This is a genomic window from Pseudomonas sp. KH_046_2, from assembly GCF_057838985.1.
This window is the reverse complement of sequence record NZ_CM174480.1, coordinates 2123876-2147635: the sequence shown is the minus strand read 5'-3', so window position 1 is coordinate 2147635 and position 23760 is coordinate 2123876. Positions and strand designations below refer to the sequence as shown.

13 protein-coding genes are annotated in these 23760 nt (G+C 59.1%); 6 read left to right on the top strand and 7 right to left on the bottom strand.

Annotated features, from left to right (window positions below; all coding sequences use genetic code 11):
* Positions 1–5 precede the first annotated feature (5 nt).
* Positions 6–767, top strand: coding sequence for a transporter substrate-binding domain-containing protein (locus AC3IX1_RS09680; protein ID WP_489388710.1), 762 nt, complete (start codon positions 6–8; stop codon positions 765–767).
* Positions 768–835: 68 nt separating this feature from the next.
* Here AC3IX1_RS09680 and AC3IX1_RS09675 read toward each other — a convergent pair whose 3' ends face one another.
* Positions 836–1057: a hypothetical protein gene (locus AC3IX1_RS09675; RefSeq protein WP_489387986.1), complete on the bottom strand. Its 222-nt coding sequence runs from the start codon at positions 1055–1057 to the stop codon at positions 836–838.
* A gap of 304 nt (positions 1058–1361) precedes the next feature.
* Positions 1362–1844: a cupin domain-containing protein gene (locus tag AC3IX1_RS09670; RefSeq protein ID WP_489388709.1), complete on the bottom strand. Its 483-nt coding sequence runs from the start codon at positions 1842–1844 to the stop codon at positions 1362–1364.
* A 274-nt stretch (positions 1845–2118) separates the two neighbouring features.
* Between AC3IX1_RS09670 and dusA the strand changes: the two genes are divergently transcribed.
* A complete protein-coding gene (gene dusA / locus AC3IX1_RS09665) occupies positions 2119–3114 on the top strand; it encodes a tRNA dihydrouridine(20/20a) synthase DusA (RefSeq protein WP_489387985.1) in 996 nt (331 codons plus the stop codon).
* A 46-nt stretch (positions 3115–3160) separates the two neighbouring features.
* On the opposite strand, the gene AC3IX1_RS09660 is transcribed toward dusA, so the two are convergent.
* Positions 3161–3994 (bottom strand): undecaprenyl-diphosphate phosphatase, encoded by an 834-nt coding sequence (locus tag AC3IX1_RS09660; RefSeq protein WP_489387984.1) that lies wholly within the window; start codon positions 3992–3994, stop codon positions 3161–3163.
* 556 nt (positions 3995–4550) lie between these two features.
* Here AC3IX1_RS09660 and AC3IX1_RS09655 point away from each other — a divergent pair.
* The 4 genes from AC3IX1_RS09655 (at position 4551) to AC3IX1_RS09640 (ending at position 8799) form a co-directional block, all read left to right on the top strand.
* Positions 4551–5291 carry a winged helix-turn-helix domain-containing protein gene (locus tag AC3IX1_RS09655; protein ID WP_489387983.1) on the top strand — a complete coding sequence of 247 codons (741 nt, stop codon included), beginning with the start codon at positions 4551–4553 and terminating at the stop codon, positions 5289–5291.
* A gap of 292 nt (positions 5292–5583) precedes the next feature.
* On the top strand, positions 5584–6243 hold the full coding sequence (locus AC3IX1_RS09650) for a winged helix-turn-helix domain-containing protein (RefSeq protein WP_489387982.1): 660 nt from the start codon (positions 5584–5586) through the stop codon (positions 6241–6243).
* Between the two features lie 392 nt (positions 6244–6635).
* Positions 6636–8030, top strand: a complete 1395-nt coding sequence (locus AC3IX1_RS09645) for an undecaprenyl-phosphate glucose phosphotransferase (RefSeq protein ID WP_489387981.1) — start codon at positions 6636–6638, stop codon at positions 8028–8030.
* Positions 8031–8238: 208 nt separating this feature from the next.
* Positions 8239–8799, top strand: a complete 561-nt coding sequence (locus AC3IX1_RS09640) for a cytochrome b (protein WP_489387980.1) — start codon at positions 8239–8241, stop codon at positions 8797–8799.
* Positions 8800–8922: 123 nt separating this feature from the next.
* Here AC3IX1_RS09640 and AC3IX1_RS09635 read toward each other — a convergent pair whose 3' ends face one another.
* From AC3IX1_RS09635 to AC3IX1_RS09620, 4 genes are all read right to left on the bottom strand, one after another.
* Complete coding sequence (locus tag AC3IX1_RS09635; RefSeq protein ID WP_489387979.1) at positions 8923–9849, bottom strand: 1-aminocyclopropane-1-carboxylate deaminase/D-cysteine desulfhydrase; 927 nt, start codon at positions 9847–9849, stop codon at positions 8923–8925.
* 68 nt (positions 9850–9917) lie between these two features.
* Positions 9918–11957 carry a 2,4-dienoyl-CoA reductase FMN-binding domain-containing protein gene (locus tag AC3IX1_RS09630; RefSeq protein WP_489387978.1) on the bottom strand — a complete coding sequence of 680 codons (2040 nt, stop codon included), beginning with the start codon at positions 11955–11957 and terminating at the stop codon, positions 9918–9920.
* Positions 11958–12167: 210 nt separating this feature from the next.
* On the bottom strand, positions 12168–12743 hold the full coding sequence (locus tag AC3IX1_RS09625; protein WP_489387977.1) for a hypothetical protein: 576 nt from the start codon (positions 12741–12743) through the stop codon (positions 12168–12170).
* 185 nt (positions 12744–12928) lie between these two features.
* On the bottom strand, positions 12929–23485 hold the full coding sequence (locus AC3IX1_RS09620) for a peroxidase family protein (RefSeq protein ID WP_489387976.1): 10557 nt from the start codon (positions 23483–23485) through the stop codon (positions 12929–12931).
* Positions 23486–23760: the final 275 nt, after the last annotated feature.

The window sequence follows — 23760 nt, the reverse complement described above, 5'->3', positions numbered from 1 at the left end:
CAATGATGCTCGGCGGCTTGCTCGCATTCTCCCTTGGCGCCCAGGCAGAACCTTCGCACCTGGACAGCGTCATGCAACAGGGACAACTGCGCGTTTGTACCACCGGCGACTACAAGCCCTACACCCTCAAAGCCGAGAACGGCGAATATTCCGGTATCGACATCGCCATGGCCCGTGCCCTGGCCGACAGCCTTGGCGTCAAGGTCGAGTGGGTGCCCACCACCTGGAAAACCCTGATGCCCGACATGCTCGCCGGCAAGTGCGACATCGCCATGGGCGGCATCTCGGTCACCCTGGAACGGCAGAAAAAAGCCTTTTTCAGCAGCATCCTCGACGTTGACGGCAAAATCCCGCTGGTGCGCTGCGAAGACCAGGCGCTGTACCAGACCGTCGAACAGATCAACCAGCCAACGGTTCGCCTGGTCGAACCCGCCGGCGGCACCAACGAAGCGTTCGTCCACGCTTATCTGCCCAAGGCGCAATTGCAACTGCGGGACAACGTGAGCATCTTTCAGGAACTGCTGGATAAAAAAGCCGACGTGATGATCACCGACGCATCGGAGGCGCTGTACCAGCAGAAGCTCAAACCGGGCCTGTGCGCAGTCAACCCCACGCACTACATGCAATACGGCGAAAAAGCCTACCTGCTGCCCCGGGACGACATCACCTGGAAACTGTACGTCGATCAGTGGCTGCACCTGGCCAAGGCGACGGGCAATTACCAGAAGATTCGGCGGCAGTGGCTGGCGGTGCCTGGCGCGAAATAACTGATCGTATTTTTCACCCAAAAAAGGGCGCCCCCAAAGGAGCGCCCTTCTTCATTGCCGACTGCGTATCAATCGTCGTGCAGCAAACCTGAACCGTATTCGCCGAAGCTATTGCCGAGCGCGCTGCCGTGGAAATTCATCTTGTCGGGGTTGCTGTTGGTAGGCCCCGGGCCAAAGCCGGCCGGCTGCACCGAGTCGGTCGAATAATCGCTATGAGAGCTCACACCCGAACAGGCGCTCAACAACAAAGCACCAGCCATCAGCGAGACTTTGACGAGGTTTGAGATCATTTTTTGATTCCTGTGGGTTGAGGCGCGGGGGACATGACCTTTAGCGGTCATCCTATGCCTCGTCTGTGCCGGGCATCATGAAACTTTTTTTTTGGGGGGGGTGACAGCGTTGGTTCAGGAACCGTGCGTACCTGGCGAGTGATGACGTCGATCTCTCGTCCCGAGCAGTTCGACGGAGCCAACTGGGAAGATGCTGCCAAGGCCCTCTACGATAGCAGCAAGTAGGTGCCTTCGGCCTGCCCCTTAAAGAGCGGAGCTAACGCGAGTCAGGCACGATTGAGTCGTTCTACATGGTTGTCGCTCGCTACATCTTGCTGTTCCTGGGGTCGTCCGCCGGGTTGAGGTAGGTGATCCCCCAAGGCCCCGTGCCGTGGAGTTGGAGCACAGTTTCCTGTTCTCGACTGGCGCCGTACATCGACATGCCGACGGGAATGATCAGAGTGTCCCCCGGGTAATAGGCTTTGGCCCGTGCCGAATCGAATTTGTCTCCGGTGGCGAAGTAGAAGGTGCCCGAGATAACGGTTACGCGCTCGGTCACGGGATGGGTATGCACGCCGATTTTCGTATTTGCCGGCAGCTTCAAGCGCATGGTGAATGGCTCGGCGGCTTTCAGGTCACCTTCAATCACTGCAATCATCGCACCGGGCCCCACCGACGGCGCAGCTGTCCACTTGAGTTCGGATGGGGTGGCGGCAATCAAACCCGCTCCCTCGGCCTGGGCGGCAGATGCCAGGAAGGCTGCGCTAAGCAAGGCCAGAGAAACAGCGACAGCTTTGTGGGAGCGCATCATGGTTTCCTCGTGTTTGGGGGCTGTGGGTGTATCGCAGCAGAGGCAAACATAGCTTCAACACACGGTATTAATGATGACGGTAGCCGAATGTTGAAGAGCGGATATAACCATTGTGAACAGCCCTATAACGCAATGGTCTGGACTGTGAGCTGTACGTAGGATGGGATGAACGCAGCGATACTCCTGTCATTCGACTCGTGCTCGCCAAGCCCCACCAGCCCATTCCTGATAAACTCCCCCACCTCCCAGCCTCACCGATTCCAGATCCCCCATGTCCGTAACCACCGCCACACCCGCCCCGCTCTCCCGCCGTTTCTCCGTCGCGCCGATGATGGATTGGACTGACCGCCACTGCCGCTTCTTCCTGCGCCTGCTGTCGAAAAACGCCCTGCTCTACACCGAGATGGTCACCACCGGTGCCCTGCTCAACGGCGATCACGAGCGTTTCCTTCGCCATAACGAAGCCGAACACCCGCTCGCCCTGCAGCTCGGTGGCAGTGTGCCGCTTGACCTTGCCGCGTGTGCGCGCATGGCGCAGGAGCATGGTTACGACGAAGTGAACCTGAATGTCGGCTGCCCGAGTGATCGGGTGCAGAACAATATGATCGGCGCGTGCCTGATGGGGCATCCGCAGTTGGTGGCCGATTGTGTGAAGGCGATGCGTGATGCGGTGTCGATTCCGGTGACGGTCAAGCACCGTATCGGGATCAACGGGCGGGACAGTTACGAGCAGCTGTGTGATTTCGTTGGCACGGTGCGGGATGCCGGGTGCACCAGTTTTACCGTGCACGCGCGGATTGCGATTCTGGAGGGGTTGTCGCCGAAGGAAAACCGCGACATCCCGCCTCTGCGTTATGACGTGGCGGCGCGGTTGAAGGCGGATTTTCCCGAGCTGGAGATTATCCTCAACGGCGGGATCAAGACGCTGGAGGCCTGCCACGAGCATTTGCAGACCTTCGACGGCGTGATGTTGGGCCGTGAGGCGTATCACAACCCTTATGTGATGGCCGAGGTGGACCAGCAGCTGTTCGGCAGCACGGCGCCAGTGATCACGCGCGCCGAAGCACTGGCGCAGTTGCGGCCGTATATCGCTGCACACATCGACGCTGGCGGTTCGATGCACCACATCACTCGCCATGTGCTCGGGCTGGGCACCGGGTTCCCGGGGGCGCGCAAGTTTCGGCAATTGTTGTCGGTGGATATCCACAAGGCCAAGGAGCCCCTGGCCTTGCTGGATCAAGCTGCCGGGTTGCTTGAAGGGCGTTAATGCCCGGCCATTTCAGCCAGGCGGTTTGATCCGCCTGGCTCGCCAGTCAGCTGGCGGCCGCCGCCGTCCAGTTCACCCAACCGAGTTTCCAGGTTGCCAGGATCAACAATCCGAAAACGATCCGGTACCACGCGAAGGCGGCATAACTGTGGTTCGCAATGAACTTGAGCAAGCCGCGTACGGCGATCATGGCGAAAAAGAACGCTGTGACGAAGCCCAGGGCGAAAACCGGCAGGTCGCTGGCCTGGAACAGCTCCCGGTACTTGTAGCCTGAATACACCGCCGCACCGACCATGGTCGGCATCGCCAGGAAGAACGAGTACTCGGTGGCTGCCTTGCGCGACAGGCCAAACAGCAAGCCGCCGATAATGGTCGATCCGGAACGGGAAGTGCCCGGTATCATCGCCAGGCATTGCGCAAAACCCACCTTCAGCGCATCCGACCAGCGCATGTCGTCGACATGCTCGACGTGCACCACGTGGTCCCTCTGCTCCGCCCACAACATGACAATGCCGCCTACGACCAATGCGACTGCCACGGTGATCGGGTTGAACAGATAGTGATGAATCTGGTCGGCGAACAGGACGCCCAGAACGACAGCCGGAAGAAAACCGACCAGCAAGTTCAGCGTGAATCGTTGTGCATTGCGTTGGGTCGGCAGTCCTTTGACGATCTCTGTAATCTTGCGACGAAACTCCCAGACAACGGCAAGGATTGCGCCCAGCTGAATAATGATATTGAACGCCATGGCGCGCTCACCGCCAAATTCCAGCAAGTCCGCAACAATAATCTGGTGGCCCGTACTGGAGATGGGCAAAAACTCAGTCAGGCCCTCTACCGCGCCCAAGATCAACACTTTGAAAAGGGTCCAGAAATCCATCAATCCTCCGTCAGACCGTTCTGTAGGAACGATCCGTCAACTGCACTCAGATATTGAGTAGCTCAAGCAAAACATTCGAGACTTCCACACCCATTATCTGATGTAGTGAGGAAGAATATGTCTTATCAAAAGACACACTCAAGCCATGTTAATAATCGTCCGAGTACGAACACCTCGGAAAAATATTTAGGTATTCAGTAGAAAAAAGTCTCGCCATTCAATAAAGTGTGATCGCCCTCACACTAATTGCATGGCTTACTGAGTTCAGTCCTTGGCATGAATGGTGGCACGCAGTGGGCCAAACAGTGGCAAAAGGACATAAAAAATAATCGCCACCGTTTCAAAATAGTGGCACAATTCCATATTGCCACCATCTAACGACGCTATTTCACTAGTTCAGCCCGCCGAGAAAATCAACTAAAAGTTTGAAAAGCTTAGTTATTGTTAGAAAACTCGGGAGCCACGTCTAAAATTCGCGTAAATGTTACCAATTGTCAGTCACAGATGAGAACCGGTGCTTTAACATCCCGATGTCAGCACCTATTCGAGTCAATGCATGATGCTTACAGGGAACTTAGCGACTAGAAGCCAGCGCCAGACAAACGATGAGCCCGGTGTTCTCACTCTGGGCCGTACCCGTGGCGTGGCTGAACATTTTAGAGCGCTAGTCGCAAGGCATGTGCGGACCGATATGGCACTAGAGGCCAACTCCTACACTAGTTCATTCAAGAAGAATGAACGCTCTGGTTCGTATCGCGCCATCTTCATCATCATCGACAGCCCCCAGGCCCTCGAGGAAAGCCTCGCGCTAGTGGAAAACCTGCGCACCGGCAACTTGAAACCCATCATTTGCGCGGTCATCACGGGCCGAGGCACCTACAACAAGATCAAGTACTATCTTGCGGGTGCCGACTACTGCATCAAGTTCAATACCCTTTCCGATGAAAGCTCTGAGTTGCTTGCCGAGTTTTTCAGCAGTGAAGAATGGCAAAGAGATATCAATTTGATATTGGACCCGACCCGTATTTGTCTACTGGGTACCAGCAAGAAGCTGGACATCTCCTTTGCAGAAATGAAGATCCTCGAAGCCTTCGCGCAAACCAGTAACCACATACTAAGTCACGATGAAATCGCCAACATCATGGGGCTCAACACCAACTTTTATGACCCGAGGGCGTTGGAAAAGTCGATCAGTCGCCTTCGTGGAAAAATCAAGGACATGTATGGCACAAACGCCATACAGAGCATCCGTGGGCATGGGTACCGGTTGATGAGGGGGCTGATCTCAACCCCCTGACACTCAGAATAGATGGCGCTTTAGCATCAATTAAACAGACGACTTCCTTAACGACAAAGGTCTCGACTTCATCGTATTTTTGTATTTCATACCAAAGGCATTTATCGATTCCATGACCGTGGCAACATCGAACCATAACAATAAAAGTTTATTCTATAGCAGCAGATCGAGTGGAACCCATCGAGGGCCAAATTTGGGCCCAGACCCTGCCTTTCGACTACTTCCCAGGGAGTCATTACTCCCCTGCCGATCATCTTTTAGCCAAATTTGGTGTGTACTTCAGGAGAGAGACATGGAAACTAGTACAACCCTCCCAAGAAAATACTTTGTCGTCGTGACCCACAGCACTACGTCGCAGCGTGAACTTGAGACCATCCTGTCCAGTGAGCGCTTCAACTCGTTTGGCACCTCCCAGGCACAAATGTTTATTGAAGGTGTTGCTTCGCCCTCTTCCGCTCCCGTGCTGATGGAGTTCAGCTACCCAAGCGTTTCAAGGAAGAACGTCGCACGCAGTATCGAACATGATACACAGCGACTATTGGCCACCCTGGAATCCGAATGGCTGGCAGCGCAATCGGCGAGTCCATTCCACAATATGCCGGAAACAGCGGGGGCAACACGCGATATTCCGCGAACAATCGAGGGTGACATTCCTTGCAGCGAAGCCTGGCAACTCGACGATGATCAAAGCGCATTGATTAAAGAAGGTGTCGAGATCAGCCTGACCGGCCTGGAAGCCGCGCTGGTAAAGAAAATGCTGCACCATGAAGAGCGTGTCGTAAGTCGAGACGAACTGATCCTCAGCATCGGCAGGGAACCGGAACAATACCGAGGCCTGGAAATGTGCCTGAGTCGACTGCAAGACAAATTCAAAAATGCGAGTAACGGGGAACGGTTGTTTCGTGCAGTGAGAAATCGTGGCTATTGCCTGATCCAGGAAGTCGTGGCGTAAACACCTCCACCTTTAGCGAATAAAACAAACAGAAACAGTGCGATTACAACAATAAAAAGAGCACTCTGTTTGGTTTCAACCTCCGCGCTAGTCAGACCGCCCTCATCCCCACCCCTCCTACAATACCAAACACCTCTCTAATTATTCACCCCCTTCCATTCGACCTTTTCTAACGCTCGACCTTTTCTAAAAATTTAATAGTTGGCACTTTGCCATCTTGTTAGAACTCGTCAGACAGCATCTCCGCCAATAACTTAGTCTATTGACTGACGACAGCTCGGCATATCGACGTTGTTACCTCAGGACACTCGCTCTAACAACAACAATAAGTCTACTTAACAACTCGGATTTCAACTGTCGAAACCTGAATGGACGTCTTTTGGGGATATTGTATGGATCTTACTCTTAGTATCAATCGAAACACCGGCCTCAAGGGACTTACCTTTTGGGGGCAATGGGCGCTGGCACAGGGCTTTGTAGTTTCCCTGTTGTTCATACTTGCCGAGCGGCACACTGGAACGGTCGAGTTCTATTACCGAATGTGCGCAACGCTCGCCGTACTGGCCTCGGTTCCGGCTTATACGTTCAGCGGCGTGTACCGCAAAAGAGACAATTATCTGTCAGGGCTGGGACGCCTGTTCATGGGCTGGTCCATGACGATGGCAGCGCTGGCGTGCATCGCGTTTGTCTGCAAGGCCGATGAGCTGTTTTCCCGACAAGTCATCCTGGGTTGGGCGGTGTACGGCTTCCTCGGTCAGGCGTTGCTGTATGCGCCACTGCATGCGTTCTCGAAGTTCTACCAGCGGTCACGCAAAAGCGAGCATAAAACCCTGATCGTCGGCACCGGTGAACTGGCGCTGGGATTGGCGAACAAGCTCAGCGACCTCGAAAACCTGCCGTTGGTGGGCCTGGTCAGCAACGGTCCCCTTCCTGCCCCGGAACCGGGCGCACCGCGCATCGTCGGTGCCCAGGAGGACCTGCTGGAACTGATCAAGACCCATGACATCCGTCGTTTGTACATCACGCTGCCCCTGTCGGAAGCGGCAAAAATCGAAGCCATGTACGTCGATTTGCTGGATGCCAACGTTGATGTGGTCTGGGTGCCGGATTTGAACAGCCTGACGCTGCTCAATCACTCGGTTAAAGTCGTGGACGGCCTGCCGGCGATCTACTTGAACGAAAGTCCGCTGACCAGCCGGCCCACTGCCGCGCTCAGTAAAAGCCTGGTGGAAAAAAGCGTGGCCCTGCTGGCCATTATCCTGCTGAGCCCGGTGTTGCTGATCATTGCCCTGGCCGTAAAGCTCAACTCCCCCGGCCCGGTGTTCTTCAAGCAGGACCGCCATGGCTGGAACGGCAAAGTGATTCAGGTCTGGAAGTTCCGCTCCATGCGTGTGCACGACGACCATGAAGTCAAGCAGGCCAGCCGTAACGACTCGCGTATCACCGCCGTCGGACGCTTCATCCGTCGCACTTCGCTGGACGAGTTGCCGCAACTGTTCAACGTGCTGCAAGGACAAATGGCGCTGGTCGGCCCGCGCCCTCATGCCATCGCGCACAACAACTACTACTCCGGGAAAATTCTCGCCTACATGGCGCGCCATCGAATCAAACCGGGCATTACGGGCCTGGCGCAAATCAATGGTTGCCGTGGCGAGACGGACACCATCGACAAGATGCAGAAGCGTGTCGAGATCGACCTCAAGTACATCAACAACTGGTCGTTGTGGCTGGACCTGAAGATTCTGGTGAAGACGCCGTTCACCTTGTTGTCGAAGGACATCTACTGATGGTTTAGGGCTGCACAAGGCAACACCGCAAGGGGACGCAAGTCCCCTTTTTCGTGGCTGTGAATCGGGAGATTTTTTCTCCCTACTACCAGAGCAAGAGCATCCAGCGACCAATCGCCTCAGGCAAACCCGGTGAAACAGGATTACAGTTAAAGCACACCGTCGGCCAAGAACGGTGGCTTTAAACCGGACCTCTGAGGAACACCGTATGCCGTGGAAAAACTCCGAGTCGCGCTACAGCACCGTATCGATTGCGCTGCATTGGTTGATGCTGGTCCTGCTGGTGCTGGTTTACGCCTGTATCGAGTTTCGCGGGTTCTTTCCCAAGGGCAGTGGCGGGCGCACGCTGATCGTCGAGTCACACTTCATGCTCGGCCTGACCGTATTCGTTCTGGTCTGGCTGCGATTGTTCGCGCGCAGCCTCGGCCCGGCGCCGCAGATCTTCCCGGCCTCGCCGCACTGGCAAACGACGCTGGCCAGGCTGATGCACTGGGCGCTGTACATTTTCATGATCGTCACGCCGATTCTCGGGTGGCTGGTCACCAGCGCCAAAGGCAATCAGGTGATGTTCTACGGTTTCGACCTGCCGATGCTGGTAGCGGAAAACAAGGACCTGGCCAAACAGCTTCAGGAATGGCATGAGCTCGGCGGCACTATCGGCTATTGGCTGATCGGCCTGCATGCCGCGGCCGGGCTGTATCACCACTATGTGGTGGGCGATAACACCTTGCTGCGGATGATGCCCAAGCGGGTGAACCGCGATATCTGAGGCCACAGGCAAAACCTGTGGGAGCGAGCCTGCTCGCGAAAGCGGTGTGACAGGCGCGTCGATGCTGGATGTACTACCGCCTTCGCGAGCAGGCTCGCTCCCACATGAGATTGCATGTGTGCTTCAGATTTGTGGACTGAATCCCCGCCGCCCCTGCAAGCCGCCCGTGTGGACGAAGATCAGCCGCGTGCCCCGGGCAAACTTGCTCGCCTCGACTTGTTGCTTGAGGGCCATGAGCGCCTTACCGGTGTACAGCGGTTCCAGGGGAAGACTGCTGACCTGCCCGGTCTTTTCGATAAAGTCGAGCAACAGCGGATCAACCTTGGCAAACCCGCCACGACTGGCCTCGAACAGCTCATACACCGCATCGCCCACACCCGCTTCCTGCACGATCCGCTCGACCTGCTGCGCCACCCCGTGATCATCAGGCACTGCCAGGGCACCGTACACCGGATGATCCCCCGCTTCGGCCAGCACCAGGCCGGCCAGGGTCGTGCCGGTCCCGCAGGCCAGCCACCAGCCGTCGTAGTCGCTCCAGCCCAAGCCCTCCAATTGCGCGCAAACGCCGGCCCGCAGTTGCATGCAACCCAGGGCGCCAGGCAAACCGCCTCCCCCTTCAGGCACCGGATGCAACGTCGGATAGCGGGTTTGCCAGGGTTGCCAGAAACCCGCTTCATGCCTCGCTCGATAGCCTGCGTAACCCAGCCAGTGCAACTGCATGCCGAACGCCTGCAAGTCCTTGACCGTCGGGGTTTGCTGAGGATGCCCGCGCAACAGGCCGACAGTGGAAAAGCCCAGGCGCTTGCCCGCCGCCGCCAACGCGTGGAGGTGATTGGAGTGCGCCCCACCCAGGCTGATGATGCCTTCGGCACCCAAGCGGTCGGCGGCTTTTAGGTGTTCGACGAGCTTGAACCATTTGTTGCCACTGATCAGCGGATCGATCTGGTCCAGGCGCAGGATCGCCACTTCGATTCCGGATTGAGTGAGCCAGTCGAGGCGAAGGGGGTCGAGGGGGGCTTGATGAAGCCAATTGTCTGGAGGAGAAAGCATGATGCCGGATCTTTGGAAGATCCGGCATCTTAACAGCCGATTTGTGCTGTGAACCCAAACGATGTGAGTTACAACTGCGCCGCCAACCGCGACCCCTGATTGATCGCCCGCTTGGCATCCAGTTCTGCCGCGACATCCGCGCCGCCGATCAGGTGCACGCTCTGCCCCGCCGACACCAGGCCGTCATGCAACTCGCGCAGCGGATCCTGTCCGGCGCAAATCACGATGTTGTCCACTGGCAGCACCTGTGGCTCGCCGGTTTCGCCGATGCGGATGTGCAGACCTTCGTCGTCGATCTTCAGGTATTCGACGCTGTTGAGCATCTGCACCTGCTTGTTCTTAAGGCCGGTGCGATGAATCCAGCCGGTGGTCTTGCCCAGGCCGTCGCCGACCTTGGACGTCTTGCGTTGCAGCAGGAACACCTCGCGGGCCGGCGCATGGGGCGCGGCCTTGATACCCGCGACACCGCCGCGTGCCTCAAGGTGCGTATCGATGCCCCATTCCTTCCAGAACGCGGCGCGATCCTGACTGGTAGCGACACCTTCATGCACAAGGAACTCGGAAACATCGAAACCGATACCACCGGCACCAATCACCGCGACGCGCTTGCCGACCGGTTTGCGCTCCAGGATCACGTCCAGGTAGCTCAGCACTTTGGCGCTTTCCACCCCTGGGATGGCCGGCACGCGCGGCGCAATGCCGGTGGCCAGAATGATCTCGTCGTAGCCGCCCTCGATCAGCCCGGCCACGTCGACGCGGGTGTTCAGACACACCTCGACGTTGGTGGTCTGCAACTTGCGGTTGAAGTAGCGAATGGTCTCAAAGAACTCTTCCTTGCCCGGAACGCGCTTGGCGATGTTGAACTGACCACCGATTTCGCTGGCCGAATCGAACAGCGTCACCTGATGGCCACGCTCGGCGGCCACGGTCGCGGCGGATAAACCGGCCGGGCCGGCACCGACCACGGCAATTTTCTTCAGCTGCTGCACCGGCAGATAGTTGAGCTCGGTTTCGTGGCAGGCACGCGGGTTGACCAGGCAACTGGTCAGCTTGCCGCCGAAGGTGTGATCGAGGCAAGCCTGGTTGCAACCGATGCAGGTGTTGATTTCATCGGCGCGACCTTCAGCGGCCTTGTTGACGAAATCCGGGTCGGCGAGAAACGGCCGCGCCATGGACACCATGTCGGCATCGCCTTCGGCCAGGATCTGCTCGGCCACTTCCGGGGTGTTGATACGGTTGGTGGTGATCAGCGGAATATTGACCGACCCCCGCAGCTTGGCCGTGACCTTGCTGAAGGCCGCGCGCGGCACTTTGGTGGCGATGGTCGGAATCCGCGCTTCGTGCCAGCCGATACCGGTGTTGATGATGGTCGCACCGGCCTGCTCGATGGCCTTGGCCAGCTGAACGATCTCTTCCCAGGTGCTGCCGCCTTCGACCAGGTCGAGCATCGACAGACGGAAAATGATGATGAAGTTCGGACCCACAGCTTCACGCACGCGACGCACGATTTCCACCGGCAGGCGCATGCGGTTTTCGTAGCTGCCGCCCCAGCGGTCGGTGCGGTGGTTGGTGTGGGCGGCGAGGAACTGGTTAATGAAATAACCTTCGGAGCCCATGATTTCCACGCCGTCGTACTCGGCGGTTTGTGCCAGTACCGAGCAGGTGACGAAATCGCTGATCTGCTTCTCGATGCCTTCCTCGTCCAGTTCCTTGGGCTTGAACGGGTTGATCGGTGCCTGGATCGCGCTGGGGGCAACCTGTTTCGGGCTGTAGGCATAACGACCGGCATGGAGGATCTGCATGCAGATCTTGCCGCCCGCGTCATGTACGGCACGGGTGACGATACGGTGCTTGAGCGCCTCTTCTTCGGTCGTCAGCTTGGCCGCGCCGGAATACACGCCACCCTCGTCGTTCGGGCCGATACCGCCGGTGACCATCAGGCCGACACCGCCACGGGCACGCTCGGCAAAGTACGCCGCCATGCGCTCGAATCCACCCGGTTTCTCTTCAAGGCCAGTGTGCATCGACCCCATCAAGGTGCGATTGCGCAGCGTGGTGAACCCCAGGTCCAGCGGAGCCAGCAGGTGCGGGTATTGAGTGGCGGTCATCGGTAACTCCACATCGAGCGATCACGGAAAGTGCAGGAGCTCTACGGCCCCCATCAGTCATGTTCGACAGACTAAGAGTCGCGCCGCCATCCCTCAATGACCATAAATGACAACTTATTGATCGAAATGAGCAGCAACTCAGAACCGGCTTGGCATGCGCTTGCTACTGCTCGCACAGGAAAACGGCATGCCCGTTAATTGTGGTGACACTCAAAACCCGAAGTAGATAAATGCCGTAGCTGCCACGATACCCCACGCGACCAACGCCATTACCGTTGAGTTTTGCGTTGACCAGGATTCGTCCAGGCGCTGCAAGCCGAACTTCGAAAATCCGGCCTGGTCATAACAGCCATGCATGATTGCCCGGTAGGTATATCGCAGGCCGGCCAACAGAAACAGGGTAATCAGGCCAAGGACAAGTCCGTGCCTGATAGCCGGTTTAACCAATGGCGCAAGGTGATCCTGTTCGCAAGCAACACTATCGACTTCCACAACAGTAATTCGTCGATAGTCCGCCGAAGACCGCCTTTGGCCAATCTGGATCACCGCCTGTTGCTCCAGATCCAGCGCCTGATACTGCCAGAGCGTTGATGATCCTTCCCGGCAGTAGGTAAACGCAGCAGGACTTGAGACGGCGATAATACAGGCGTCGTTGATGCCCATTTCTTTGAGCGTTTGCGTGGCTGATCTGGTGAAGTCCAGGTCGAAGAGCGGAGTGACCCCACTGGCAGAAGCCGCGACCGAAACCAATAGGCTGCTCAAGAGGCAGATGGCTGAAATGTTCAAGGCCGGGTTTCCTTTTTCCATTGTTTCTTTGATTTCGCAGTTCGGTTCCAACCTGCCTTGATGAGTTCCAGTACGCTGCTGGCACCCCGATAGCTAATGGGCAATCGAATGGCAGGAGAAAGGGAGGGCATCCATTGCCCTCCCCTCCGCTGTCCTCGCTCCCTGCGACAGTACTGACCAGGACCTCAAGTGGCCAGAATGAAGTCCGTCTGATCAACGGCCGCGCTGTTGACACCAACCAGCTGAATGGTGTCCGCCCCGATCCCTATCACCGTGTCAGCCCCGTTAGCCGTTATGGTCACGTTGGCAGCGAACGTCGCGCTGTTGATCCCCAGCGCCGTGATATTGAGCAAGTCCTGCCCGGCCGGATTGGCTCCGAAGTTCAGGATCGTATCGCTGCCGAAACCCGCAGCAAACGCGAACGTATCGTTGCCGGCGACGCCGCCACTCATCAGGTCGTTACCGCCACCGCCGGTGAGGACATCGTTACCTGCACCACCCTCGATCCTGTTGGCCAGCCCGTTGCCGGTGCCCGCGAAGTTGCCGCTGCCACCGAAAAACAGACTCTCGACGTTGGCATCCAGGGTGTAACTCGCGAGCGAGGTCCACACCGTGTCACTGCCGGCACCGGCGAGCTCGCTCACCACATCCCCAAGGTCGGTGACTTCGTAGACATCGTTGCCAGCACCGCCGGCCATCGTGTCGGCACCGCCACCGCCGAGGAGTGCGTCATTACCCGCACCGCCCACGATAAAGTTGCCGAGCGCGTTGCCGATGCCCACGAAGTTGCCGCTGCCGCCGAAAAACAGACTCTCGACGTTGTCAGCCAGGGTATAGCTCGCGAGCGAGGTCCACACCGCATCGCCGCCGGCACCGGCGAGCTCGCTCACCACGTCCCCAACGTCGGTGACTTCGTAGACATCGTTGCCAGCACCGCCGGCCATCGTGTCGGCACCGCCACCGCCGATGAGGGCGTCATCACCCGCACCGCCCACGATAAAGTTGCCGAGCACGTTGCCGATGCCCACGAAGTTGCCGCTGCCGCCGAAAAACAGACTCTCGACGTTATCGGCCAGGGTGTAGCTCGCGAGCGAGGTCCACACCGCGTCGCCGCCGGCACCGGCGAGCTCGCTCACCACGTCCCCAACGTCGGTGACTTCGTAGACATCGTTGCCAGCACCGCCGGCCATTGTGTCGGCACCGCCACCGCCGATGAGGGCGTCATCACCCGCACCGCCCACGATAAAGTTGCCGAGCGCGTTGCCGATGCCCACGAAGTTGCCGCTGCCGCCGAAAAACAGACTCTCGACGTTAGCAGCCAGGGTGTAGCTTGCGAGCGAGGTCCACACCGCGTCGCCGCCGGCACCGGCGAGCTCGGTCACCACGTCTCCAAAGTCGGTGACTTCGTAGACATCGTTGCCAGCACCGCCGGCCATCGTGTCGGCACCGCTACCGCCGATGAGGGCGTCATCACCCTCGTCACCATTGAGGAGGTCGTTGCCGCCCAAGCCATTCAGGATGTCGTTGCCAGCACCTCCGCTGGCAATGTCGTCGAATGCCGTGCCGGTCCATATGTCGACACCGGCGGTACCGACAAACAGAGTACCGGCGGCCACCGGGGCCGTAGCGTCGGACGCAATGCTTTCGGCCGCACCGAAGTCATCCACGTAACTGACCACCACGCGCACCTGATCGCCGACCTGAGCCTGGCCAAGCGTGAACGTGCTACCGGTGGCTCCGACGATGTCGACGAAGGTGACCCCATTGGTCTCCTGCCACTGGAAAGTGAACTGCGGATTGCTGAGGCCATCGACGTCGATGATGGTCGACGTGTCGGCGGTCAACACCTGGCTCGGAAATGCAACCCCGAGGATGGTCGGTCCTGCAGTCGGTGCATTGTTCGCCGACGAGTCGACGATTTCCAGCGTACTACTGCCATCCTGATACACCGCCCGAACGCGGATGTTCAGACCGGCGACATCGTCCGCCACCAGGTAGGTCGCGCCAATCGCCCGCGAAGCCTCGCCTGCGGCGATAAAGGTGATGTCTTCAAAGACGCCCGAACCCGGGATGTTTTCCACCTGCCAGTAGTACGCCACTGGACCGGTAACCGCGCCGGTCGGATTGGCCGCACTGACACTGTTGGCGTCGCGTATCGACTGGCTGCTGACGCGCAGCAGCTGGCCGGCGACAGGCGCATCGGCACGCGCACCGGTGGCAGCATCGAGGATCGCCAGACGCCCCACAGGAGCGCTGTTCAAGGCGGTGCCAACGCCGGACGGTTGCGCCTCGTCAGCGAACTGCAAACGCTCGATGCCCGTCAGGCGATCGATGCCATCACGCCCTGCAACCAGGTCGGTCACGATGACGGCGTTGCCATCGACAGCGACTGTGTACTCCGACGCATTACCGGAGAACACCGCAGTGTCGAAGTTGTCAGTGCCGGTCAGAATCTCCCGCACGATAACCAGCTGGCCCGGGTTGTAAGTACCGTTCAACATCGCCTGGACCATCGGCCCCATGCTGTCGAACGTGGCGATTTCCCCGCCAGTGCCATCAGCATTTGCCCGTACGCTGATGCGTACGTTCAGCCACTTGTCACCGTCGATGATGTCGTCACCACCGCGACCTTCAATGAGGTCGCTGCCGCTGCCACCGAGGATGATGTTACCGCCGTCGAAGAACGTCGCTCCGGCTGGTAGCAGAGCCGCCAGACCGTTGATCAGGCTGATGTTGGTCAGCACACTGCCGGTTGCACCCGCGGTGGGTAGCGATGTCGCATCTTCGTTATCACCGCGCAGGAAGTCACCGTGGGACGAACCCGACAGACCTTCCATGATGTCGAAGCGCACCAGCGCCGAAGCACCCGAACCCGGCTGCGGAGGCACATCGAAGAAGCGATCGCTGTAATCGACGGTCACACCCTGGGCTAGATCCTTGAAGGTCGCCCAGTCATAGCCCGAGCCGCCGATATAGCGGTCACCGAAGCCGAGACTGCCGACCATGATGTCGTCGCCGCCTTCGCCGTTGAACTTATCGTTCTCGTTACCGCCGATGTAGACATCGTGGCCAATGACCGGGTCGTTGCCCAGCGGATCGAAGTTGTCGCCAGGCGCACCGTCCGAGGTGCCCTTCTCGATCCAGTCGTCGCCTTCGTTACCCATGTCCTGTTCGTTGGCTTTGCTGCCCAGGATGAAGTCATTGCCCTGGCCACCAATGGCCTCGGAGGCGTCCTCACCAGTAATGATGAAGTCGCTACCGAACCCGCCAATGATCAGGTTGACGCCGTTGCCTCCGTGCAGCACGTCGTTGCCGTCGCCACCCTGGAGGTTATCGTCGCCGCCAGTGTCGGTGATGATGTCGTCGCCAGCGCCACCGCGCAGTTGGTCGTTGCCGTCACCGCCGTCGATGCGATCGTTGCCGGCATCGCCCCAGACCGTGTCATCGCCTTCACTGGAGATGAGGATATCGGCGTTGTCGGTGCCACCCAGCACGATGTGCTCGTCACCTGTGTACCTGATGTAGTTGGCGTCCGGCCCTGCGGTCAGCGGGTTGTCACGGAACACCACCTGCTCGCCGTTCGGGCCGAGCGGATCGGCGGAGAGCAGGACTTCGTTGAATTGCTTGGCCCGGTCCACTTCCAGGTAGAACCCCGGGTCCGAGAACACCAGGCCCGGCAAGTGCGTGGCCGAGGTGTTGGCCATGATCAGCTTGGCGAACGAGTTGCTTTCAAGTTCCGCATTCATCGACAGGCCAGCGGTACGCTCCAGGTAGTAGAAGCGGTCACCGTCCTGCAGTTTTTCCAGCTGGTTTTCGAACACGAAGTTGAAGGTCGAGCCGAGCATGCCGCCGAACGGGGTTTTCTGTTCGGCCAGGCCGCCGATCCAGAGGTCGATGGCATCGACGCCCGTGACTGTCACACCCGCTACGTTGGCATAGGCACCGGTGCTGTTGAGGAAGTCCAGGCGGTCATCCGGCGAACCCACACCCTCATCGAATACCAGCGCCAGGGCTGCAGCGCGCTTGCCTTCCAGCGTATCCACCCCCGTGATCGTGCTATGCGTGCCATAGGCCGCGATGAAGTTGATCAACGACTCCGGATGCTTGAGGTGCTGCACCAGATCGACCCAACTGGTGTACGGCTTGAGTTGGGTATCACCGGTTTGGCTGTAGATGTCGCGGCGGATCGCATTGAGTGAGGGAATCCCCACGTCGCGGCCACGGGCGATGTTGATCGCCGGCAGGTCGAGCGGCAGGCCGAGCAGGTTATTGCGCAGCGCCTCGGTGACGAACTCGTCAATTTCGTTACCGGCTTGCCGGGTCACCCCACGTATGATCGCACTGGTCGCATCCTCTGGCGTCAGGCCACTGGCGGCGTACGCCAACGGGTTGAGGAACGCCGCGATCAAGCCCAGTTGCTGATCGGGATTAGCGTTGGCCGGATCGCCCACCACGCTGAAGTCGATATTGTAACGATCGACGGTCTCGGTCAGCATCGAGTGGCCAAACCGGTACACGGTATGGGCGAACTCGGCGACGATCGAAGCATCGAGGTCGACGTCGTAGACCTGGGTCGGTGCGAAAAACAGGTCGATGTTGGGCTGGATGGTCCGCGCAAACTCCTCGAACACCAGGTGCTGATACTGCATCTCGGTGCCGAACTTGGCCGCCTGGAACAAGCGCTCGCCATTCCACACCAGCGCATCGATCTCAGCCTGGTTGGCTGGCAATGCACTCACCGGAGTGAGCAGCCACTCGTTGAGGAAGGCCACGTCACCCGAATCGAGCACGGTGTCCTTGGTCTGCGCAACCAGGCGGTTGTGCTCGGAGTGGAAGATCGCATGCACCGCGGTCAGGCCGATGTTCTCGTTGACGCGGCCGTCGCCAGCGATGTAGTGCGCATCCAACAGTTCGTTGTCGTAGAAGCCCGGCGCAGGTGTATCACCCACGACATCGCCCACATCGGGCAGGAGCGCTGCGCCGGTCTGGCCGTCCACCGGCACTGCATTGTGGTTAATGTCGACGAGGAACTGGTGACCGGTGCGCACGGCATCGGTCAGGTCAACGGGATCAAGCGGATTGCCTTCGGCAAGGAAGTCATCCGGCGTGCCGCCAAGACCGTCAACCCCCTTCATCACGACCATTGGGAAGCCGTTCGGCCCCTTGATGAAATTGCCATAGTCATCGGTCGCCAACAGCGGGGCATTATCGACGTCGGCGTCGGTCAGGTTGATGCCGAGAATGTCACGGGCTTGCGCCTTGACCACCTTCCAGGTGGCCATGCCACCGATTTCAACGTCGTCAAAGGTACCAAACGTGCCATCCCCCCCCAGATCACGGTTAGTGATCAACCTGCCAGTCGCTATGGGGCCGGCGTCGGTCAGCTGATAAGCACGCAGGAACACCTGATGCGACGGGTGCGAGCTATAGGTCTGGTTCTGGTCCACGAACGGCGAGGTGGTGTTGGTGTGCTCATGGATGTCGTCGGGCGTGCCAAGAAGGCCATCCGCCCCTGGCTGGTTGGTCGCGCGGGTCAGCACCATGAAGTTCGTCGGGCTACCTGCGACAAAGAGTGGATCATCCTCCTTAAGCGGAATGAAGACGGTACCCGAACCACCTTTGGTGACCAGGTCCAGGCCATGATCGAAGAACTGCCCGAAGAAGGTCATCCAGGCGTTGAACGGCGCGGACAACCCCGCGTCTGCCGTGGTGTTCTCGAAAAAGTACACATCGTGATCATCACCAGTACCGAACTGACCATCCAGCCCGGGGCTGGCGACTATCCGTACGCCATCCTTGAGTACGTCGTCATTACCCGTACCCACAACGCCGAAGTTGAGCACACCGTCCAGGCCCGGGTCGAAAGCCGTGGCATAGGCCGCCGGGTTGTTCGACGTCTGGTCGACGATCAGGTTACTGATGGTGCGCGGCTGCGAGTCAAACACATTGCCGCTGGTCTGCGCATACGACGATCCAGGGATAGCCGGCGAGCCGGGGCCGAAGAAGCCGGCAGGAACACCTTCCGCCGGATTGAACACCGGATCGGTCAAGCGCGGAAAGAGGTTATCGGCGGCACCAAACTCGGTGTTGTTAATGCCGTTGAGGTTCATCAGATTGTTGTTCGACCCGTCGACCGTACGCAGGCCCAGCGGCGCGCGGATATTCGGGATCAGCGAGAGGATGTCCTGACCGCCCGCATCAGCCTCGGCAATCTTGATCTGGTCAAGAATGAAGTTGAGGTCGGAGCGGACCATGTGAAGGCCGGCGCCACCCTCGGTGGCATCGACTACAGGTACCAGCGGCGTTGGCGTGACCGGTGCACCGGCGACTACGGCAGCCGTCGGCGTGGAGAACAGGATCTCCGTGGTGCCGTGACCGTCCTGATAGATCGCCTTGACCCGCAACGACAACCCGGCGAGGTCAGGAGAGACCTTGAACGCAGTGCCGTCGGCGCTTTGGAACGCCAGGTCGCCCGCCGGCAACAGAATGATGTCCTCGAATACGCCAGTGCCTGGATCGGCCTCGAACTGCCAGATGTAGGACACCGAGGAGTTGGTGATCAAGCCCTGCGGATTACCCGCCGTGACGTTGTCGTCATCGCTCACCCCGGCCACGCTGACAGTCAGTAAATCGCCCACCGTGATCGCGCCGCCGTTGCCATCCGCGACAGTCGGACTGCCATCCGGTTGGGCATTGAGCCCCTCCAGCAGCACTAGCTGGTTATCGGCAAACTGCAAGCGTTCGATATGCAGCAGGGTATCGATGCCGTCGCGGCCCGCTACGCTATCTATCACTGTATAGACATCGTCCGTCAAATCGTCCGCCGTGCCGCGTTCGTCAACAAAAACCGTATACTCGGCCTGAATCCCGGAGTAGATGGCGGTGTCGAAGGCCGCCCCGCCCGTCGAGGTGCCGGGCATGATTTCCCGCACGGCCTTGAGCTGACCCGGGTTATAGGTGCGGTCCAGCATGAACGGAATCATATCGACCATGCTGTCGAAGGAGGCGATTTCGGGGCCGGTATGGTTGACATCACCAGGGGCATAAACGGCAATCCTGACGTTGATCCATTTGTCGCCATCGATCAGGTCATCGCCACCGCGGCCCTCGATCAGGTCGCTGCCATCGCCGCCGAGGATGATGTTGCCAGTGGCAAAGCCAGTGACGGGCAAACCGGCATCGGCCAGGAACTGGGCCAGTCCGTCGATCAACGCGACATTGGTCAGCGCACTGCCCGTGGTACCACCGTGGTTGATGATAGTGTCTGCATCGACATTATCGCCCCTGAGCACATCGCCGAAACTCGAACCGGACAAGCCTTCGACCTCGGCAAAACGGTCGAGAATCGAGGCTGGCGAGGCGCCGACCGGATTGAATATGCCGGCATTCTGGTTGGGTGTATTGCCGTGGGGTTGTGCCAGCGCGGCCATACTCAGGTCAGCGGTCACACCGACCCTGTCGTTCTTGTAGGTCATCCAGTCGAAACCGGACATGCCGTCCATCTTGTCCTGGGCATCGCTGCCGACAAAGATGTCATCGCCACCCTCGCCGATCATTTCGTCAAATCCGCCACCACCAATAAAGATGTCGTTGCCGATCACATCGTCATTGAGCAGCGGCGAGAAGTTATCGCCAGGCGCACCGTCCTGGGTGCCCTTCTCGATCCAGTCGTCGCCTTCGTTGCCGGTAGGTGGCAGGTTGGTCTTGGCACCCAGGATGAAGTCGTCACCCTGACCGCCGAAGGTGATGCTGATGTCTTCGGTGGTAATGATGAAGTCCTGGCCATCGCCACCCAGGATCAGGTTGCCGCCAACCAACATGCTGCCGGCCACGATCACATCGTTACCGGCATTACCTTCCAGACGGTTGTCACCGAACGAGTCGCTGATGATGTCATCGCCATCGCCACCCAGTACCGCATCGTTCCCGGCACCGCCTTCGAGGCGGTCGTCGCCGGCGTCGCCGTAAAGGGTGTCATCGCCCTCACCGGAAATGATGATGTCATTGTTGGCGGTGCCGCCCATGACGATATGGTCTTCACCGGTGTACTGCAGATAATTGGTGTCTGGACCCACGGTGTCCGGGTTGTCGCGAATCACCAGCGGCACGACTTCGACGCCGTTGATCATGATGCCGCCCGTCGGATCGTCGCGGCCGGCCGCGCCAAGGCCAGTGAACTGAGTGGCCTGATTCACTTCGAGGGTGAACGTCGGCGTCAGGAACACGGTGTTCGCCAGGTGGGTGACATCGCTGTTGAGCATGATCAGCTTGGCAAAGGAGTTGTTCTCCAACTCGGCGCCGAAGTCCAGGCCCGCGGTACGCGACAGGTAGTAGAAGCGGTCGCCGTTCTGCAACGCTTCCATCTGGGTTTCAAACACGAAGTTGAACGTCGAGCCGAGCATGCCGCCAAACGGCATCTTCTGTTCGGCGAGGCCACCGACCCAGAAGTCGATGTCGTCCACACCGGTGGTGGTGACGCCATTGACCATGGCGTAGATGCCCGAACTGTTAAGGAATGCCAGGCGATCCTCTTCATTGGCGGTAAAGGTACGCTCATTGACCGTGCCGGCATTGATCACCGCGCTGCCGCCAAACACCAGGGCAGCAGCGACCGCACGCATCTCGACCATCGTATCCACATCGGCTGCCGTCAATGCCCCGTGGGTACCGAAGGCCGCGATGAAGTTGACCAACGACTCGGGGTGCTTGAGGTGTTCCGCCAGGTCAGCCCAACTGATGTACGGCCTGAGTTGGCTGTCGCCGGTTGAGGCGTAGAACTCACGGCGCGCCTCATTCAAGGTGGGGATGCCCGTGTCGCGACCACGTGCCAGGTTCAGGGCCGGTAAATCGAGCGGTAGACCGAGCAGGTTGTTGCGCAACGCTTCGGTGACGAACTCATCGATTTCGTTGCCGACCTGGCGGGTCACACCGCGAATGATCGCCCCTGCCGCTTCGTCCGCAGTCGCCCCGCTGCCGGCGAACGCCAGCGGGTTGAGGAAGGCCGCGATCAAACCCAGTTGCGAGCCCGGGTCGGCCGGGTTGAGGAGCGGATTGAACTCGGGGTCGAAGCGATCGACGGTCTCGGTCAACATCGAGTGACCGAAGCGGTACACCACGTGGGCGAACTCGGCGAAGATTGCCGGGTTGATCGAGGTGTCATACCCGCTGGGCGCAAGGAATTCGTCGACCTGCGGCTGAATGGTCCGCGCAAACTCCTCGAACACCAGGTGCTGGTACTGCATCTCGGTGCCGAACTTGGCGGCCTGGAACAGGCGTTCGCCGTCCCACACCAATGCCGCGATTTCGGCGGGTGTAGTCGGGATCGCGGCCACGTCGTCCACCAGCCACTCATTGAGGAAGGCCAGGTCGCCGGCGGCAATGAGGGTGTCCTTGGTTTGCTGGACCAGGCGGTTGTGCTCGGAGTGGAACACATGGTGCACGGTGGTCAGGCCGATGTTCTCGTTTACCCGGCCATCGCCGGCAATGTAGTGCGCATCCAACAACTCGTTGTCGTAGGTGCCAGCCAATTGCGGGCCGCCAATGACGGTGTCCTCATCAGGCGCCAGGCCAGCGGTCGGATTGGCATTGTGGGCGATGTCGTCGAGGAAGCCATGCCCGATGCTCACGGCGTTGGCCAGACTGATCGGAGCATCCCGGTTGCCTTCGACCAGTTGAGTGACGTCATCAGTTGTCCCGGCGATGCCGTCAGCACCGTTATTGACGCGCATCACCACCTGCGGCATGCCGCTCGGCCCGCGGATGAAGTTGCCGTACGCATCGGTTGCCAGCAGCGGCACGCTGTGTACATTGGCGTCAGTCAGGTCAATGCCGAGCATGTCACGGGCCTGCGCCTTGACCACTGCCCAGGTCGCCATGCCGCCAATGTCGCCGCCGGTAATCAAGCGTCCCGTTGCAACAGGATCACCTGCCGCATTGAGAACGTACTCGCGCAGGAACACCTGATGCGACGGGTGCGAGCTGTAGGTCTGGCTCTGGTCGACGAACGGCGAGGTGGTGTTGGTTTGCTCACGGATGTCGTCGGGCGTGCCAAGTTCGCCATCCGCCCCTGGCAGGTTGGTCCCGCGGCTCAGCACCATGAAGTTGGTCGGGCTATTTGGGTCAAAGAGTGGATCATCCGGCTGCAGCGGAATGAATACGAAGTCGGTAGCGCTCTTGGTGACCAGGTCGAGACCGTGGTCGAAGAACTGGCCGAAGAAGGTCATCCACGAGTTGAAACTGGCGGTCAGGCCGACGTCCGGCGACACGTTGGGCATGAAGAACACTGGCTTGTCATCGGTCGTGCCGAACACGCCATCCAGCCCGGGGCTGGTGACAACCTGTACGCCATCCTTGAGTACGTCGTCATTACCCAACGCGCCAAAGTTGAGCTCACCGTCCGGGCCCGGGTCGAAGGCTGAGGCATAGGCCGCCGGGTTATTGGCGGTCTGGTCGACGATCAGGTTACTGATAATCCGTGGTTGCGGGTCGATCACCGTCCCTGTCCCGGCGTAATCCGCCGATAGAAAGGAAGGATCGAGCAGGCGCGGGAAGGTGTTGTCCGCGGCGCCAAATTCAGTCTGGCCGGTGACCAGGTTATTAAAGCTGCCATCGACGGTACGCAGGCCGAATGGCACCTGAGTGTTGGGAAGCAAATCAATGAGGCTGGCGCCGTCGGCGTTCGCTTCTGCGATAAAGATTTGCTTGAGGATGAACTCCAGGTCCGACTTGCTGAAATTGGCCATTTTGGATTGCCCTCGATCTGTCTGGGTAAAGGCGCGGGACGAGAAAATCCTCCCGCGCCAAGTCAAGTGCTGGCTTGCGCAGTTATTCCGTTATGTTTTTTTGCGAGAGCTGGCGTTACCCGGGACCCGGGATCAGCGCCTGGAATTCGCTATATGAATTGCTCGCCGGGCGATCAGGCAGAGCGGATTCGAGCCCTGGGCGGGTCATGGAATCTGGAAGTGAAGGCAAACGTCCTGGAAAGCCCCTTCCCTCTGCAAAAGAACGAAATGATCGA

Coding starts and splice junctions, on each gene's coding strand:
- AC3IX1_RS09655 (WP_489387983.1), top strand. CDS start 4,551: ATGATGCTTACAGGGAACTTAGCGACTAGAAGCCAGCGCCAGACAAAC.
- dusA (WP_489387985.1), top strand. CDS start 2,119: ATGTCCGTAACCACCGCCACACCCGCCCCGCTCTCCCGCCGTTTCTCC.
- AC3IX1_RS09675 (WP_489387986.1), bottom strand. CDS start 1,057: ATGATCTCAAACCTCGTCAAAGTCTCGCTGATGGCTGGTGCTTTGTTG.
- AC3IX1_RS09620 (WP_489387976.1), bottom strand. CDS start 23,485: ATGGCCAATTTCAGCAAGTCGGACCTGGAGTTCATCCTCAAGCAAATC.
- AC3IX1_RS09660 (WP_489387984.1), bottom strand. CDS start 3,994: ATGGATTTCTGGACCCTTTTCAAAGTGTTGATCTTGGGCGCGGTAGAG.
- AC3IX1_RS09650 (WP_489387982.1), top strand. CDS start 5,584: ATGGAAACTAGTACAACCCTCCCAAGAAAATACTTTGTCGTCGTGACC.
- AC3IX1_RS09670 (WP_489388709.1), bottom strand. CDS start 1,844: ATGCGCTCCCACAAAGCTGTCGCTGTTTCTCTGGCCTTGCTTAGCGCA.
- AC3IX1_RS09640 (WP_489387980.1), top strand. CDS start 8,239: ATGCCGTGGAAAAACTCCGAGTCGCGCTACAGCACCGTATCGATTGCG.
- AC3IX1_RS09635 (WP_489387979.1), bottom strand. CDS start 9,849: ATGCTTTCTCCTCCAGACAATTGGCTTCATCAAGCCCCCCTCGACCCC.
- AC3IX1_RS09645 (WP_489387981.1), top strand. CDS start 6,636: ATGGATCTTACTCTTAGTATCAATCGAAACACCGGCCTCAAGGGACTT.
- AC3IX1_RS09630 (WP_489387978.1), bottom strand. CDS start 11,957: ATGACCGCCACTCAATACCCGCACCTGCTGGCTCCGCTGGACCTGGGG.
- AC3IX1_RS09680 (WP_489388710.1), top strand. CDS start 6: ATGCTCGGCGGCTTGCTCGCATTCTCCCTTGGCGCCCAGGCAGAACCT.